15 protein-coding genes are annotated in these 17,600 nt (G+C 43.8%); 12 read left to right on the top strand and 3 right to left on the bottom strand.

Going from position 1 to position 17,600, the window contains the following annotated elements:
• Window position 1 precedes the first annotated feature (1 nt).
• Window positions 2-412: an aspartate 1-decarboxylase autocleavage activator PanM gene (gene panM, locus PROVRUST_RS08130; RefSeq protein ID WP_006814291.1), complete on the bottom strand. Its 411-nt coding sequence runs from the start codon at window positions 410-412 to the stop codon at window positions 2-4.
• A gap of 380 nt (window positions 413-792) precedes the next feature.
• Between panM and PROVRUST_RS08125 the strand changes: the two genes are divergently transcribed.
• From PROVRUST_RS08125 to livF, 5 genes are all read left to right on the top strand, one after another.
• Window positions 793-1,902: a branched-chain amino acid ABC transporter substrate-binding protein gene (locus PROVRUST_RS08125; RefSeq protein WP_039854774.1), complete on the top strand. Its 1,110-nt coding sequence runs from the start codon at window positions 793-795 to the stop codon at window positions 1,900-1,902.
• A 110-nt stretch (window positions 1,903-2,012) separates the two neighbouring features.
• Window positions 2,013-2,939, top strand: coding sequence for a high-affinity branched-chain amino acid ABC transporter permease LivH (livH, locus tag PROVRUST_RS08120; RefSeq protein ID WP_039854771.1), 927 nt, complete (start codon window positions 2,013-2,015; stop codon window positions 2,937-2,939).
• Window positions 2,936-4,207 (top strand): high-affinity branched-chain amino acid ABC transporter permease LivM, encoded by a 1,272-nt coding sequence (locus PROVRUST_RS08115; protein WP_006814288.1) that lies wholly within the window; start codon window positions 2,936-2,938, stop codon window positions 4,205-4,207. Before livH ends, PROVRUST_RS08115 begins: the two co-directional genes overlap by 4 nt.
• On the top strand, window positions 4,204-4,983 hold the full coding sequence (gene livG, locus PROVRUST_RS08110) for a high-affinity branched-chain amino acid ABC transporter ATP-binding protein LivG (protein ID WP_006814287.1): 780 nt from the start codon (window positions 4,204-4,206) through the stop codon (window positions 4,981-4,983). The genes PROVRUST_RS08115 and livG overlap by 4 nt, the downstream gene beginning before the upstream one ends.
• Entirely contained in the window at window positions 4,983-5,684 is a 702-nt protein-coding gene (livF, locus tag PROVRUST_RS08105; protein WP_006814286.1) for a high-affinity branched-chain amino acid ABC transporter ATP-binding protein LivF, read from the top strand. Before livG ends, livF begins: the two co-directional genes overlap by 1 nt.
• A gap of 72 nt (window positions 5,685-5,756) precedes the next feature.
• Here the strand turns inward: livF and PROVRUST_RS08100 are convergent, their stop codons facing one another.
• Window positions 5,757-6,575 carry a hypothetical protein gene (locus PROVRUST_RS08100; RefSeq protein WP_006814285.1) on the bottom strand — a complete coding sequence of 273 codons (819 nt, stop codon included), beginning with the start codon at window positions 6,573-6,575 and terminating at the stop codon, window positions 5,757-5,759.
• Window positions 6,576-7,170: 595 nt separating this feature from the next.
• Between PROVRUST_RS08100 and hutU the strand changes: the two genes are divergently transcribed.
• From hutU to PROVRUST_RS08065, 7 genes are all read left to right on the top strand, one after another.
• Window positions 7,171-8,838, top strand: a complete 1,668-nt coding sequence (gene hutU, locus PROVRUST_RS08095) for a urocanate hydratase (protein ID WP_039854769.1) — start codon at window positions 7,171-7,173, stop codon at window positions 8,836-8,838.
• 57 nt (window positions 8,839-8,895) lie between these two features.
• Window positions 8,896-10,080 carry a CaiB/BaiF CoA transferase family protein gene (locus PROVRUST_RS08090; RefSeq protein ID WP_039854768.1) on the top strand — a complete coding sequence of 395 codons (1,185 nt, stop codon included), beginning with the start codon at window positions 8,896-8,898 and terminating at the stop codon, window positions 10,078-10,080.
• Complete coding sequence (locus PROVRUST_RS08085; protein ID WP_006814281.1) at window positions 10,077-11,213, top strand: acyl-CoA dehydrogenase family protein; 1,137 nt, start codon at window positions 10,077-10,079, stop codon at window positions 11,211-11,213. The genes PROVRUST_RS08090 and PROVRUST_RS08085 overlap by 4 nt, the downstream gene beginning before the upstream one ends.
• Before the next feature lie 273 nt (window positions 11,214-11,486).
• Complete coding sequence (locus PROVRUST_RS08080; RefSeq protein ID WP_006814280.1) at window positions 11,487-12,926, top strand: purine-cytosine permease family protein; 1,440 nt, start codon at window positions 11,487-11,489, stop codon at window positions 12,924-12,926.
• Between the two features lie 159 nt (window positions 12,927-13,085).
• Entirely contained in the window at window positions 13,086-13,841 is a 756-nt protein-coding gene (locus PROVRUST_RS08075) for an electron transfer flavoprotein subunit beta/FixA family protein (RefSeq protein ID WP_006814279.1), read from the top strand.
• Between the two features lie 15 nt (window positions 13,842-13,856).
• Complete coding sequence (locus PROVRUST_RS08070; protein ID WP_006814278.1) at window positions 13,857-14,807, top strand: electron transfer flavoprotein subunit alpha/FixB family protein; 951 nt, start codon at window positions 13,857-13,859, stop codon at window positions 14,805-14,807.
• 12 nt (window positions 14,808-14,819) lie between these two features.
• Window positions 14,820-16,502, top strand: coding sequence for an electron transfer flavoprotein-ubiquinone oxidoreductase (locus PROVRUST_RS08065; RefSeq protein WP_039854959.1), 1,683 nt, complete (start codon window positions 14,820-14,822; stop codon window positions 16,500-16,502).
• A 149-nt stretch (window positions 16,503-16,651) separates the two neighbouring features.
• On the opposite strand, the gene PROVRUST_RS08060 is transcribed toward PROVRUST_RS08065, so the two are convergent.
• Window positions 16,652-17,365: a UTRA domain-containing protein gene (locus tag PROVRUST_RS08060; protein ID WP_006814276.1), complete on the bottom strand. Its 714-nt coding sequence runs from the start codon at window positions 17,363-17,365 to the stop codon at window positions 16,652-16,654.
• Window positions 17,366-17,600 lie beyond the last annotated feature (235 nt).

Here is a 17,600-nt window from a genome sequence, read left to right as displayed (position 1 = left end):
ACTAATAACTCGCGTTTAGCTCCCAACGGTCTGATTGGGTTACTTGGTGAAATCCACCGGCGGTAAGGAATTTTTCCATCGTGATTTTATGTTGTGGTTCTAAATTACCCAAGTTAAAAATCCACAGTGTAATTTTGGGTAACTGGTAGATAATTTCCTGTAATAAATATAAACCCACACCACGACGGCGTGTGACTTCGCGAACGCAAAAATCACTAATGACCCCTTGATGCTGATGAACAGTCACTTTGGCGGCAGCCAAGAGCCGATCATTAAAACGTGCCCCAAAAAACAATTGCCCTGATCCAAGTAACTGCGTGAGTTTCTCGCGGCTCTGGTCTATCCAGATCTTCGAGAGGTCAATGTATTGCTGCTCAGTAGGATTGACCAGAGGAATAATGGTGAGTCTCATCTTAATGTGATCCCTTTATTGGTGTGTGTTGCAGTCTATTTTATCCGCAGAGTGATCTGGAACTGATTTTTTAATTTTAGAGAGAAAAATGTCGCATGAGTGAATTTTCCGAGTTTAGCTCGGATTAAGGTAAATTTAACTGGAATATAACACTAGTATTTACAAAAAATACACTTTTTACCATTAGTTTTTTATTCTGTATCTGATGTAAATAGCTACTATATCCATTTGCTATTTAGCATAATTCTCTTGTTTAATGATATGAAATATATAGCCTTATTGGCTATGTTTTGAAATATCAGGCAATGAACCTGTCACCTATAATAACTGATTATAAATCAATCACAAACACTCATAACCACGATGGCGGGGACGCAAGAATGAAGAATATTAATAAAGCATTATTGGCCGGCTGTATCGCAATGGCATTAAGTCCAGCAGGATGGGCGAAAGAGATTAAAATCGCGGTTGTTGGTGCGATGTCCGGTCCTGTCGCTCAATATGGTGATATGGAGTTTACTGGCGCTCGCCAAGCGATCGCTGATATTAATGCGAAAGGTGGAATTAACGGAGACACATTAGTTGCTGTCGAATACGACGACGCGTGTGATCCAAAACAAGCGGTTGCGGTGGCAAACAAAGTCATTAACGACGGTATTCGCCATGTCATCGGGCATCTGTGTTCCTCTTCAACTCAGCCAGCATCCGATATTTATGAAGATGAAGGCATCATCATGATCACTCCAGCAGCGACAAATGCAGATTTAACCACCCGTGGTTATCAGTTGATCATGCGTACGACGGGCTTAGATTCTGACCAAGGGCCTACTGCGGCAAAATATATCCTCGAAAAAATTAAACCTAAACGCATTGCTGTGATTCATGACAAACAACAGTACGGTGAAGGTTTGGCTCGTTCAGTGCGTGAAAGTTTGAATAAGTCAGGCACTAAAGAAGTGATGTTTGAAGGGGTTACCGCTGGGGACAAAGATTTCTCTGCACTCGTGGCAAAACTGAAAAAAGAGAACGTCGATTTTGTTTACTTTGGGGGATATTACCCGGAAATGGGGCAAATTCTGCGTCAAGCTAAGCAATCTGGTCTAAATATTCGCTTTATGGGACCTGAAGGTGTGGGCAACTCTTCGTTATCGAATATCGCGGGTGATGCATCTGAAGGCATGTTAGTGACGCTACCAAAACGTTATGACCAACTGCCTGCCAACCAACCGATCGTCGATGCGCTCAAAAAGAAAAAAGAAGATCCTACGGGACCATTCGTCTGGACAACTTATGCTGCTATTCAAGGTTTAACCACCGCAATGCAGCGCACTGGAAGTTTAGAGCCTGAAGTGCTAGCGAAAGATTTGAAAGCGAATCCTGTGGATACCGTTATGGGGCAATTGAGCTGGCAGCCAAACGGTGATTTGAAAGGTTTTGAATTTGGTGTGTTCGAGTGGCACAAAGATGGAACCTCTACACCGATAGAGTAATTCCCTCGAGTTGAGAAATATTAAGTCGTCAAGCGATGAGCTGGGAGCCTAATAACGGGCTTCCGGCTTCTGCTCTCCATAGAGGGACAGTAGTTCGAAAGGATAATCTTATGTCAGACCAAATTCTGTATTTTATTCAGCAATTCCTCAACGGCTTAACATTAGGGAGCACCTACGCCCTGATAGCCATTGGCTATACCATGGTGTATGGCATCATCGGAATGATCAACTTTGCTCACGGCGAAGTTTACATGATTGGCAGTTACGTCTCTTTTATTGCGATTGCTGGCTTAATGATGCTGGGGATCGATGTGGGTTGGATCTTAATTGCGGCAGCGTTTATTGCGGCAATTGTGGTATCTAGCTCATATGGTTGGAGTATTGAGCGTGTTGCATATCGACCTGTTCGCCATTCTAAGCGTTTGATTGCGCTGATCTCTGCGATCGGGATGTCGATATTCTTGCAGAACTACGTCAGCCTATCCCAAGGTTCTCGTGATCTGGCTTTACCCAGTTTGATCACTGGGCAGTGGGTACTAGGTGAAAGTGACGGTTTTGAAGCCACAATATCCAAAATGCAGCTAGTTATCTGGATCGTAACATTTCTATCCATGTTGGCCTTAACGCTGTTTATCCGCTATTCCCGAATGGGTCGTGCTTGCCGTGCTTGTGCTGAAGATTTAAAAATGGCGAGTTTACTCGGGATCAATACAGATCGTGTTATTTCATTGACCTTTGTTATCGGTGCGGTAATGGCTGCGGTTGCGGGCGTTTTACTGGGTCAATTTTACGGTGTTATCAACCCTTACATTGGGTTTATGGCAGGAATGAAAGCTTTCACAGCGGCAGTGCTAGGCGGAATTGGCAGTATTCCGGGCGCAATGTTGGGCGGTTTGATCCTTGGTGTCTCTGAAGCCATGACGTCTGCTTATTTAAGTACAGAATATAAAGATGTTGTCTCATTCGGGCTATTGATTGGCGTTCTGTTAATCATGCCGACCGGTATTCTGGGCCGCCCGGAGGTCGAAAAAGTATGAGAAAAGAAAACTGGATCAGCGCCATTATTGCCTCTGTCACTTTTTTCATCTTAGCGGTATTTATGATGGGGCTGAAGTTAAGCCTTGATGGTACCAAACTAGTGGTTGAATCAGGGGACTCAGTTCGTTGGAATTGGATCTTTGCCGGTATTGGGATCATTTTTGTGTATCAATTGATCCGTCCCGCTCTGAGTAAAGTCTGGCAAGGCGTACCTAAGCAGTCTTGGGCTTTACCTGATTTTGATGGAGGTTCAGTTAGACAAAAAATTATCGGTATACTCATTATCGTTGCGGCGATCATTTGGCCATTTATAGTCTCTCGAGGCAGTGTGGATATTGCGACACTGACTTTAATCTACGTGATGCTGGGTTTGGGGCTGAACGTGGTTGTTGGGTTATCAGGCTTACTGGTTTTGGGTTATGCAGGCTTTTATGCCATCGGCGCGTATACCTTTGGTTTGCTAAACCACTATTATGATTTTGGTTTTTGGGAAAGCTTACCCATTGCAGGGATCACGGCGGCGTTAGCCGGATTCTTACTCGGTTTTCCTGTTTTGAGGCTAAGAGGTGACTATCTGGCGATAGTGACCCTCGGCTTTGGGGAAATCGTGCGTATTCTATTACTGAATAACACGGAGATTACAGGTGGCCCTAATGGGATCAGCCAGTTACCTAAACCAACATTTTTTGGATTAGAATTTAGCCGCACAGCCAAAGATGGCTGGGATACGTTTCATAATTTTTTCGGCTTAGATTATAACCCTGGTGACCGAATTATTTTCCTCTACTTTGTGGCGTTATTACTCGTCGTGCTCACTTTTATCGTGATCAATCGATTATTACGTATGCCTCTAGGGCGTGCGTGGGAAGCGCTACGCGAAGATGAAATCGCGTGCCGCTCTCTTGGTTTAAGTCCAACTCGAATTAAACTAACCGCCTTTACTATCAGTGCGGCATTTGCTGGGTTCGCAGGGGCATTATTTGCTGCACGGCAAGGATTTATTAGCCCAGAATCATTTACGTTTGCGGAATCCGCATTCGTGTTAGCGATTGTGGTGCTTGGGGGTATGGGTTCACAAACATCGGTGATATTAGCGGCGATTATTCTCGTCGTATCGCGGGAGATGATGCGAGATCTGAATGAGTACAGCATGTTATTGCTAGGTGCTCTAATGGTATTGATGATGATCTGGCGCCCACAAGGCTTATTACCGATGCAGCGTCGCCATATGAAACTGAAAAATGCGCAAGGAGGCGGAGCATCATGACAAATTTAGCGACGCCTCTGTTGCAAGTCACAGGCCTAACCATGCGGTTCGGTGGTTTGTTGGCGGTAAACAATGTTGAATTAACCTTAAACCAAGGGGAAATAGTCTCCTTGATTGGCCCTAACGGTGCGGGTAAGACGACGATATTCAACTGCTTAACGGGATTTTATAAACCGACTAGCGGCACGATTATGTATCGTGACAAACATTTAGAAGGCTTATCAGGTCAAGGCATTGCTCGTCTTGGCGTCATCCGTACTTTTCAGCATGTTCGCTTATTTAAAGAGATGACGGTGATTGAAAATCTATTAGTCGCTCAGCATCAACATTTGAAAAATGGGATTTTTTCCGGGTTATTGAAAACTCCTGCTTTTCGTCGTGCCGAGGCGGAAGCGGTAGATAATGCGGTTAAATGGCTTGAACGTGTCAATTTATTAGAATTTGCTAACCGCCAAGCAGGAAATTTAGCCTATGGGCAGCAGCGCCGACTCGAAATTGCGCGCTGCATGGTCACACGACCGGAAATTCTGATGTTAGATGAGCCGGCGGCAGGATTGAATCCAAAAGAAACCAATGATTTGGATGAGCTGATTGCGGAGTTACGTACACATCATAATGTATCAATCCTCTTGATTGAACACGACATGAAGTTGGTGATGGGAATCTCTGATCGTATTTATGTGGTGAACCAAGGCACGCCATTAGCCAATGGTTCACCGAGTGAAATACGTCAGCATCCTGATGTTATCAAAGCGTATTTGGGGGAGGCTTACTAATGCTAGAATTTAAACAAGTTTCCACCCATTATGGAAAAATTCAGGCTTTGCATAATGTCAGTTTGAACATTCAGAAGGGTGAGATCGTTACTCTGATAGGCGCTAACGGCGCAGGAAAAACGACATTGCTCAGTACATTATGCGGTGAGCCTCGGGCATCTTCAGGGCAAGTGTTATATCGCGGTATGGACATTACTCCGTTGCCTACGCCACAAATCATGCGCAAAGATATTGCTATCGTACCTGAAGGTCGGCGAGTTTTCTCTCGGATGACGGTAGAAGAAAACTTGGCGATGGGGGGATTCTTTGCAAATCGCCAACAATATCATGAGCGTATTGAACGTGTTTATACGCTATTTCCACGGTTACATGAACGTCGTCATCAGCGTTCTGGCACGATGTCTGGCGGTGAGCAGCAAATGCTTGCCATTGGACGTGCGCTGATGAGCCAGCCAGAATTACTCTTATTGGATGAACCCTCTCTGGGTTTAGCGCCGATAATTATTATGCAAATTTTCGATACTATTTTGCAGCTAAGGGAAGAGGGAATGACGATTTTCCTGGTTGAGCAAAACGCTAACCAAGCTCTGAAACTAGCTGATCGAGGCTATGTATTAGAAAATGGGCATATTGTTCTGGAAGATAGCGGTAAAGCATTACTCGCCAATGAAGCAGTACGTAGCGCTTATTTGGGTGGATAACTAAACATATTTTTATATCTAAACACTCCATAATTATTATTAATAACTATGGGGTGTTTTATTTCATGGATATTAATTATATTTTTGAGTGATTTTAAACGTAAGAAGATCTTTCTGATTTGGGTCTAAGGATAGCTGACCATTTTGATTAGTGATTAAATGGGTTTTTCTTTCAGTAAATAAAATAGTCTTATCTAAAATAATTTCTGGCTGAATTTGTTTTAAATAATATTCATTACTAGAGGTTATAATATATTTTTTATCTTCTGTTTTATCAATATTTACTTTTAATTTATTATTCTCTTTTGATTGAGGAATAATAAAGTCAAAATTTTTATTTTTCATAGTGAGTAAAATATAAGGCTCGGCGAGATGACCTTGATGAGCAATTTGGCACAATTTTTCAGCATGGGGAAGTGTGACAAATTCAGCGAAAAATTGCAGTCTATCTTCTTGAGAAAACTCGTTGCTAAACTCAGGCATATCATTACCTAAAAATGTCATGCTATAGTTTATTCTATTGAAATCTTTGATGAATTGCGATGGTAGTACACTCGAGTAGTCTTGATTTTTCGCTTCAATTCTCTGATCTGCTGCATTCGGAACATAGCTATCTAACGACTCATTCCAACAGTAAGTTATCTGTTCACCAGCAGATATCATGTGGGCATTTTCAGGGATGGAGAAAGTCTGTTTTAAGAATGTATTCGCGCTATTTTGTGTTACAGACTGTGCGGTATTATTTTTATCATTTTTGAATAATTGGCAGAATTTATTAAAAAACGAATCATTAGTTTGATTTATTTTTTTTATCTCTACATTTTTAGCATTGTTTTCTAAATGGGGTTTAACATGGAGTTGGCTGGTTGTTACTTGATTTATTTTGAACATAATTGGCTCGTAGTTTATTAGTTAATCATATATTGATTTTATTTTAAACGAGTCAACATGCTAAATATTGCAAAAAAGAATGATAATCAATGTTCTTATATGCATTGTGTATAGTGCTATTATTAATTATATCAAAGTAAAACTTTACGGCTATTAATCTGCAATGGCATGTATTGCCGCTCACTATCAAACTCAGATTACCCATACTAAATGTGAAGCTTCTCTCATTTTTGCTATTTGCTTGTTTCTTCATCGAAATTCAAATGTATATACAAGTTTTTGTGTAGAAACAGCTATCTAGTTATTGTTGTCTAACTTTTCTTCCTATCCCATCTTCACTGTTGGTACAAAAATTCAAATTTAAATGTATATACTTTGTGAAGCAAATGTATATATATTTAATCATCGAACAAGTAGATTTAACAGAAAAATCATCATGCGGCAGGTTCATTTAAATTTAACTTAATGATAAATATATCAAATTTAAAAGTTTACTTAGCAATGAATTAGCCGCAAGCAGCACACTTAACGATGACCTTACTGAATTTATTGTTAATTTTAAGTTAAACCAAATGGATGGATAGGGGACTGAATAATGTTAAACCGTACAGATTCAACGCGTGTGATCCGAGCGGCTCACGGTAGCCAAAAAACCTGTAAAAGCTGGCTAACAGAAGCGGTGTACCGCATGCTCCAAAATAACTTGGATCCTGATGTTGCTGAGCATCCACAAAGTCTCGTTGTGTACGGTGGCATTGGTCGCGCAGCTCGTGACTGGGAATGCTACGACAAAATTTTGGAAGTATTAAAAAACCTCGAAGATGACCAAACTTTGCTGGTTCAATCGGGCAAGCCAGTGGGTGTTTTCCCAACTCACGCAGATGCGCCGCGAGTTTTAATTGCTAACTCGAATATCGTTCCACATTGGGCTAACTGGGATCATTTTAATGAATTAGATCGCAAAGGTTTGATGATGTACGGACAAATGACCGCAGGATCATGGATCTACATCGGTTCTCAAGGCATTGTTCAGGGCACTTATGAAACCTTTATTTCTCTAGCAAAACAACACTTTAATGGTAACTCGGCGGGTCGTTGGATCTTAACGGGAGGCTTGGGAGGAATGGGCGGTGCACAGCCTCTGGCAGCAACCATGGCTGGTTTTAGCATGATTGCGGTTGAGTGTGATGAAAGCCGCATCGATTTCCGTTTAAGAACCCGCTATGTAGACAAAAAAGCCACCTCATTAGATGAAGCGTTGGGCTATATCGAAGAAGCGAAAGCTAGCGGTAAGCCAGTTTCCGTGGGCTTGTTAGGCAATGCTGCGGATGTGTATAGCGAGATGGTGAAGCGCAATATCACACCTGATTCAGTCACTGACCAAACCAGTGCTCATGACCCTATTCATGGCTATTTACCGCAAGGATGGACATTAGAACAATGGCGTGAAAAGCAACAAAGCGCCCCTGCTGAAGTGACTAAAGCCGCGAAGAAAAGCATGGCAGTGCAGGTAGATGCCATGCTGCAAATGCAAAAACGCGGCTCAGCGGCATTTGACTACGGCAATAATATTCGTCAAATGGCAAAAGATGAAGGCGTAACGAATGCATTTGATTTCCCAGGCTTTGTTCCTGCTTACATTCGCCCTCTGTTCTGTGAAGGTATTGGACCATTCCGCTGGGTAGCTCTTTCTGGCGACCCTGAAGACATCTATAAAACTGACCAAAAGGTGAAGGAGCTGCTCCCTGACGATAAGCATCTGCACAATTGGTTAGATATGGCGCGTGAGCGCATTGCATTCCAAGGTTTACCTGCGCGTATTTGCTGGGTCGGTCTTAAAGACAGAGAAAGACTCGGTCGTGCCTTTAACCAAATGGTCAAAAATGGCGAACTGAAAGGCCCTGTTGTCATCGGTCGTGACCACTTAGATTCAGGCTCAGTAGCGAGTCCACACCGTGAAACGGAAGCGATGAAAGATGGGTCTGATGCTGTATCTGATTGGCCATTACTGAATGCGCTGTTGAATACTGCTGGCGGCGCAACATGGGTCAGCTTACACCACGGCGGTGGGGTAGGAATGGGCTTCTCGCAACATGCGGGTGTGGTGATTGTATGTGATGGGACGGATGCCGCAGATAAACGTTTGGCTCGTGTTCTGCACAATGACCCAGCGACGGGGGTTATGCGCCATGCGGATGCGGGTTATGACATTGCCATTAACTGTGCGAAGCAGCAAGGGCTCAACTTGCCGATGGTGAAGTAATCTCGAATGCCGACTCGATGGGGTCGGCAACGTTTAGCCTTAAATAAGGAATTCAGTATGAATGCTGCATCCACTCAAAAAAGACAAGGGCCACTGGCGGGGATCAAAGTCATTGATTTAAGCCGTGTTCTAGCGGGACCGTATTGCACCGGCATGATGGCGGATCTTGGTGCGGAAGTGATCAAGATTGAAGTGCCTGATCATGGTGATGATAGCCGTCATTTGGGACCGTTTATTGATGGAGAAAGTGTCTATTACGGTTTGATCAACCGAGGAAAACGCAGCATTGAACTGGATCTGAAATCAGATAGCGACCGCGAGATCCTCTTTCAATTGATCAACGAGAGCGATGTGGTGGTCGAAAATTTTCGTCCCGGTGTAACCCAACGTCTTGGGATCGACTTTGACAGTCTGAAACAGCATAACCCACAGATTATTTATGCCAGTATTTCGGGTTTTGGACAAAATAGCCCTTTAGCTAGCTATCCCGCGTATGACATTGTCGCGCAAGCCATGTCAGGGTTAATGAGTGTGACGGGATTCCCTGAAACGGGTCCAACTCGCAGCGGCGAGTCTATCGGTGATGTATGTGCTGGCGTATTTGCTGCATGGGCGATTAGCAGTGCGTTATTTGCCAGAGAGCGCCATGGTGAAAGTGCTCAATATATCGATGTGGCGATGGTGGACGTGTTGCTTAGTATGCAACTGACGGGACTCTCTAATTTATTTGCCAACAATAAAGCACCGAGCTTAGTGGGAAATCGCCATCCGGTATCCACTCCGTTTGATACTTACCAAGCGAAAGATGGCTTGGTGGTCATTGCGATTGCCAGTGAAAAATTATTCCAGCGTCTTTGCGAATGCATGGAAAAACCGACGTTATCCCAAGACCATCGTTATCGGGATGATCCAACCCGTACTATCAACCAAGCAGCTTTACGCCAAGAAATTGAATGTTGGACAGAGCAAAAAAGTGTCGAGGAAGTGTGTGACTTACTGCTTAACGCTGGGGTTCCTGCTTCGCCCATCCACAATTTACAGCAAGCGACCGAAAGCGAGCATGCGCAAGTCCGCCAAGTACTTACTCATCTCCATGATGGCGGTACTCCATTGATTTCTCAGCCTGTTTTCTTTAATGGGACAAAACCCCATGTGACCCAAAGAGCGCCACAGCTTGGGGAAGGAAATGCGGAATATAAACCGACGACAATAACGACGAAAAGCGCGGAGACTATCCAATGAGTTTTAATATTAACGAAACAGAACACGCCATTGTTGATGCGGTAGAAAAAGTATGCCGCGACATCTTACAACCGAATGCTCAACGTTATGATGAAGAAGAAACTTTCTGTGCAGAAAGCTTAACTGCACTGGGTGAAATAGGCTGTTGGGGAATTAACTTACCAGAACAATACGGTGGGTTTGGTATCGGCAGTATCGCCATGAGTATGATTGTTGAAGCCGTTGCCGCGGCATGTGCCTCGACATCATCCTCATTAACCGCTCATTTTTTAGCGACCGATTCTATCCTAATTGGTGGAACGGAAGAGCAAAAGAATTATTGGCTACCGAAAGCCGCCAGTGGGGAATTATTAGGGGCATTCGGCTTAACGGAACCCGCAGCAGGCTCTAACCCTGCGGATATGCGAACTGTTGCGACTCGTGAAAATGGTGGCTGGCGTATTCGGGGGAATAAACACTATATTACTAATGCCAAAGAAGCTGATTTTATTGTGTTATACGCCAAAACGGATGTTGAGGCTGGAGCTCGTGGGATCAGTGCATTTATGATCCCAAAAGGCACTGAGGGCGTGGCATTCTCCCATCCAGAAAAAACCATGGGGCTTCGTGGCAGTACCATTTATGAGTTAGCGCTGAATTGTTGGTTACCTGAATCTGCACTATTGGGAGAGGAAAATAAAGGTTTTCATACCGCAATGGAAGTATTGGATAAAGGACGTGTCGAAGTTGCAGCGACCTCACTAGGTATTGCTCGTGCAGCGATGGAAAGTGCATTAGGCTGGGTCAAAGAGCGTCAAATTGGTAAAAAACCACTGGCGGCTTATCAAGGTACACAGTGGAAACTTGCCGATATGCATACTCAGCTGGAAGCGGCACGTTTACTGACATGGAATGCGGCAGAGTTACGAGATTCTGGTGAGCGTTTTAGCTTGCAATCCGCCACTGCAAAATTGTTTGCTGCTGAGTGCGCCGGTTTTGTCACCGATGCGGCATTACAGTTGCACGGCGGTTATGGCTATATTCGTGATTTACCCCTCGAGCGCTATGTTAGAGATGCCCGCATTTTACGTATTTTTGAAGGCACCTCCGAGATTCAAAAAATCATTATTTCTCGCGCAGTATTAGATGCGTAAAGATTTGCATGCGTTAGACCCAGTAGATAGGACAGGTATCTGCTGGGAGTTTCAAAATCATCAATAGGACGCAGTCCCTGACAACAGGATCATGGAATAAAAACACAACAACAATCAGGTTTTAAGAATGTATTTCAATTATTAATGACGGATAGATATAAAAATAAATTATCCGCGTAGCGCCGAATGGCTGTCTCTTGCAACACAGTGTATTCATTCGTGACGACTAATTGTCTCATTCTTTAGGCCAGCCTTGCTTAAAGAGGAATTACCATGACAGTTTCCAACGATATTATTGAGCAAAAAAAGCCTCGACAAGATAACGTTCCCCTTATCGAAGCTCGTTCCATCGACTATATTCCCGAATCAGAACGCCATGGCACGTTATCCAGCCAATTTACATTATGGTTTGGTGCTAACTTACAAATCACGGCAATTGTCACCGGAGCGCTGGCCGTAGTTCTGGGTGGCGATGTATTTTGGTCACTGATTGGCTTATTTATCGGCCAATTATTAGGTGGTGCAGTCATGGCACTGCATGCGGTTCAAGGGCCTAAACTGGGTCTACCACAAATGATCTCCAGCCGTGTTCAGTTTGGGGTCTATGGCGCCGTTATTCCTATTTTACTGGTTTGCTTAATGTATGTGGGGTTCTCAGCCAGTGGCACGGTATTAGCCGGTCAAGCGGTGGGGCAACTCTTGCATGTAAGTGACTGGGTGGGGATTATTATTTTTGGTTTAGTGATTATTGGGATCACTATCTGTGGTTATCGGATTATCCATATACTGGGTAAAGCGGCGAGTGTTATTGGCGTTATTGCCTTTTTCTACCTGTTTTTCCGTCTATTTTATATGAATGATGTTTCTGTACTATTGGAGAATCGTCATTTCAATTGGACTAATTTTCTGTTTGCGATGTCATTATCAGCTTCTTGGCAGATTGCATTTGGGCCTTATGTTGCTGACTATTCTCGTTACTTACCAACCAAAACCCCAACCATCAAAGCCTTTTTAGCCGTGGGTTCCGGGACTGTGATTGGGACTCAAGCATCGATGATCCTTGGCGTTTTTGCCGCTGCATTGGCGGGAAATCAGTTTGCTGGACATGAAGTCTCTTATATTGTTGGGTTGGGCAGTACAGGGCTGATTGCGGCTCTGCTGTATATCAGTATTTTCTTCGGCAAAGTGACCATTACTGCACTGAACGCATATGGCAGCTTTATGTCGATGGCGGCGATTTGGTGCGGTTTCAAAGGGAAGCATCAGATTACCCGCGGTCAACGACTGTTTTTCATCATCTTAATGGTTAGCTTCTCGACTCTACTCGGGTTGGCAGGGCAACATTCATTCCTGAAACTATTCTCGGCTTTCTTACTGTTCTTACTGGCGTTTTTCACACCGTGGAGTGCTATTAATTTAGTGGATTATTACTGGGTGACAAAAGGGCGCTATGACGTTCCGCAGTTGTCGAATCCAAATGGGCGTTATGGTCGTTGGAATAAAGTCGGCATCATCACCTACGTTATCGGCGTTCTGATTCAAATGCCATTTATTGCGACGGGATTCTATACTGGGCCTCTCGTTGAAAGCCTCGGTGGCGTGGATATTTCATGGATTATTGGGTTAGTTGCCACTGGCATTATTTACTATGCCGCTGTGAAGATTTGGCCTATGTCAGTGGCAGACCGCCTGATATTGCCAGAAGCCAAATAGGGTGTATTTACCTACCTAGAATCTGACTTACTGATAAATAAAACGATAAATCGAGTGTTGTCCTTAGTAGTGAATGATTCACTGCTATGGGCTTCCTCAACCTGAAAAACAGGTCGAACATCCAACAAATAGCAACAAAGTCCGTGATTAGGAGTGGTTATGAAAATTTTAGTCGCTGTGAAACGTGTTATTGACCATAACGTAAAAATTCGCGTCAAAGCAGACGGTTCAGGGGTTGAGCTCGCCAACGTCAAAATGGCGATCAATCCGTTTGATGAAATTGCAGTGGAAGAAGCGGTACGCCTTAAAGAAGCCGGAAAGGCGACGGAAGTGATCGCGGTTTCTATTGGCGATGCCACTGCTCAAGAGACATTACGCAGCGCCATGGCAATAGGGGCTGACCGTGCCATTTTGGTTCAAAGACCGACAGAAATGGTGCTGGAGCCCCTCGATATTGCTCGCCTATTACAGAAAATAGTCACCAAAGAACAACCCGATTTAATTTTATTAGGCAAGCAAGCGATTGATGATGACTGCAACCAAACGGGACAAATGTTATCGGCATTATTGGGATGTGCTCAAGCCACATTTGCTTCACAAATCGTGATTGAAGGTGAGCGTGTGCAAGTGACCCGTGAAATTGATGGAGGGCTAGAAACCTTATCCATGGGATTTCCGGCGATAGTGACGACGGATTTACGTTTAAACGAACCTCGCTATGCAACGCTCCCTAATATTATGAAAGCCAAGAAAAAACCATTGGAAATTATTGATGTCGCCACGTTGGATTTCTCGCCATTAGGGCAAGTCAAAATTCTAAATGTGGCGGAGCCGAAAAAACGAACAGGACAATGTACCTTGTTTAATGATGTATCGGCATTAGTGACTGAATTGCAAGCAAAAGAAGTGATTTAACGAGGGAGCCTGACCATGAGCCAATTATCCGTTTTAGTGGTTGTTGAACATGATAACCAAACAATAAAATCAGCAACCTATAACTGTATGACCGCCGCCCGTGAACTTGTATCCCAAGGGGGAAGTTTACATGTGTTAGTCGCTGGGAGAGATATTAGCCAAGTCGCTGAGTCAGCGGCCACTCTCGGTGGTGTTGATAAGGTCATTGCCATTGATGAAAGTGAATTAAAAAATCAGCTCGCTGAACCGATGACTAACGCCATCGTAGCGGTTGCCAAATCCTATAGCCACTTAGTGTTTCCTGCGACGACTTTTGGCAAAAATATTGCGCCGCGGGTTGCAGCAACACTCGGCATTTCTCAAATTTCAGATATTACCCAAATTATTGATGCTCAGACTTTTGTACGCCCTATTTATGCAGGGAATGCTCTAGCAACGGTACAAAATAATGGTAACCAAGTGGTGATAACCGTACGTAACTCCGCATTTTCTGGAAGCCAAGTACAGCAAGCACCAGCAGCGGTTGAACATATCGTTGTGGAGCCCATTGAGCCACTTTCTGAATTAACCAGCCAATCACTGACCCAAGTGAGTCGAGCTGAGCTCAGCTCTGCCAAGGTGGTGATTTCGGGGGGACGAGGATTAAGTTCCGGTGAGAATTTCGCGCTGCTCGAAACGATCGCTGACAAATTGGGGGCTGCGGTGGGGGCATCTCGTGCAGCGGTTGATGCGGGGTATGTTCCAAATGATTACCAAGTTGGGCAAACAGGTAAGATCGTGGCACCTGATCTGTATATCGCCGTGGGGATCTCCGGTGCGATCCAACATATTGCCGGAATGAAAGAAAGCAAAGTGATCGTCGCAATTAATAGTGATCCTGAAGCGCCAATTTTCCAAGTTGCTGACTATGGCATTGTGGGGGATTTATTCCAAATTTTGCCTGAATTCGACAAAGCATTGGCATAAGAGAGGGACATGATGACTATCGACAATAGTGTAAATATCAATGAGGCTCCAGAGCGAGAATCGATGGAATTTGATGTCCTGATTGTCGGTGGTGGACCTGCGGGATTATCTGCGGCAATACGTCTAAAACAGTTAGCCAGCCAGAATGGGCGAGATCTTTCGGTCTGCTTAATTGATAAAGGTGCAGAAATTGGGGCACACATTCTTTCGGGAGCGGTAATTGATCCTCGTGGGCTTGATGAATTATTCGCGGATTGGCAACAAAAAATATCTGTTCCACTGACCCCTGTCAGTGAGGATCGTTTTTTATGGCTGAAAGAAAATAAAGCGAATAAATTGCCTTTATCGCTGCTACCTGCATGTTTAAAAAATCATGGCAATTTGATTGGTAGTCTTGGACAAATTAGTGCGGCATTAGCAGCAGAAGCGGAGCAGCTTGGCGTTGATATTTTTCCCGGTTTTGCCGCGACCGAAATCGTGTTTGATGAAAATGGACACGTTATTGGTGTCACTACAGGGGACATGGGATTAGATAAACAAGGTCACCCAACCGCGATGTATCAGGCAGGAATGAATCTGATGGCCAAAATGACCTTCTTTGCAGAAGGTTGTCGCGGTCAGTTAGGTAAACAGCTTATTGAGCGATTTGATTTAGCCGCAAATAGCGGTAAACAAACCTATGGATTGGGGCTGAAAGAGATTTGGCAAATTCCTAAAGCACAGCATCAAGCGGGGCTCGTGATCCATTCGGTGGGCTGGCCGCTGAATAACCAAACTTATGGCGGCGGGTTTGCTTATCACTATGGGGAAGATTTAGTTGCTGTTGGATTAGTGGTTGGTCTGAATTATGAAAATCCCTATCTGTCGCCATTTGAAGAGTTTCAACGCTTGAAAACCCATCCTGCATTTAGTGCCTTTTTAGCGGGAGGCGAGCGGGTCAGTTACGGGGCAAGAACTATGGTCGCGGGAGGGCTACCCGCCTTACCTGAACTGAGTTTTCCGGGTGGTGCATTAATCGGGGATGATGCTGGGTTTCTCAATGCGGCACGGATTAAGGGCAGCCATTGTGCAGTGAAAAGCGGCATGGTAGCTGCTGAAGCCTTATTTGAATCTTGGGTTGATGAACAGATTGACCATCAAGAATTTAAACGCCAATACCAGTCTCAATTTGAAAATAGCTGGCTGTATCAGGAACTTTATCAGACGCGTAATTTTAAGCCATACATGAAAAAAGGGCTGGTGGTAGGTTCCATGTTATTTGGAACTGAGCAACTCCTGTTTAAAGGGCGAGTTCCGTGGACATTAAAGTTGAAAACCGAGGATCACCAAGGGTTAAGAGAAGCCAAATATTTCCAACCGATGAGTTATCCAAAACCTGATGGCAAATTAAGTTTTGATAAACCCTCGTCGGTATTTTTATCTAATACGAACCATGCAGAAGAGCAGCCTTGCCATTTACGCTTAAGTGACCCTGATGTAGCAATTCAGGTGAATTTTACTGAATATGCGGCACCAGAAACCCGATATTGTCCAGCGGGTGTTTATGAAATTGTGAATGATAAACAGCAAGAAAAACTGCAAATAAATGCGCAAAACTGCCTGCATTGTAAAGCCTGTGATATCAAAGATCCTCGGCAAAATATTACGTGGACAGCGCCGCAAGGTGGAGAAGGCCCTATTTATCAAGGTATGTAAGTGATTTGTTGTGATGTTGATGTGTTGATACCGGCCATATTTCTTGTTGAATGTTGTTGAGAATATTCAACAATATTTACAGGAATTATCGAAGGTATATTAAGGAGTTATCAGTCGTTTTGGGGCAAATTTGCCCCTTTTTTTATCGCTTAATTATCGATACGAGAATGTAGTTTTAATTTATAGCGGGAACCCGCACTGATCATATTAACGTAGCTAATTAAGGTATTTTCTGTCCAAGTACGGCGGCTTAGCTGTAAACAGGGAGCATTCTCTTTGATGGACAACGCATTGGCAATCGCTTTACTTGCCAAGATAGCCTCGATGGTATGCTCCATTTCACTGACAGGAAAATGACGTTGTAAATAGCCACTGGGCGTTTCGTTATCCCCATAGTGCTGCTGAGTAAATTCAGGGGCAATAGCATGGTTAACATAGCGTTCTTCAAGCATCAGAGGGATATCATTTTCGAAATGCAGCATTTTACAATAGCCAATTTCACTTCCTTCCGTCACCCCGAGTTGTAGGGCGATTTCTGAGGAGGCGGGGATCACTTTTAGCTGTAATTGGTGCCCACTGTATTTGTTGCCGCTTGTCGATATTTCATCAAAAATATCAAATGCTTTTGTGACAGGTAGTTCATGCTTCTGGGTCGCAACAAAAGTGCCTTTCCCTGCAATGCGATTCAAAATTCCTTTCTGGCTTAATTCAGAGATTGCTTTATTTACTGTCATGCGGCTCACATTAAATTGTGCGCATAACTCAAGTTCCGTGGGGATCTGAGTTTCAGGTTTAAAAATCCCTAAATCAATACTGCGTAAAATGTAAGATTGAATTTGCTTGTATGCAGGTTGTGATGTCATCGCTTTTATTCAAAGTTGTCGTTAACGGTAGGGATAAAATAATGCATTTATTTGAGATTTATTGCATTCAAAATAGCAATAGGCGCAAGTCTAGCAGCAATTATTTCCTTTACCAGAGTCTAGATGTGTTTTCAGAGTAAAATAGACTTTTATCAGGTAAAGAGAGTTCCATTACTGAACCTGTAATTATCTGAATTTGTCTATTATAAGGAAAGTTCCTCTAGGGCTGCATACC

The sequence above is a fragment of the Providencia rustigianii DSM 4541 genome, from assembly GCF_000156395.1.
Taxonomy (GTDB): Bacteria; Pseudomonadota; Gammaproteobacteria; order Enterobacterales; family Enterobacteriaceae; genus Providencia; species Providencia rustigianii.
Note: the sequence above shows the minus strand (reverse complement) of the source record. Positions and strands in the feature narration are given on the sequence as shown.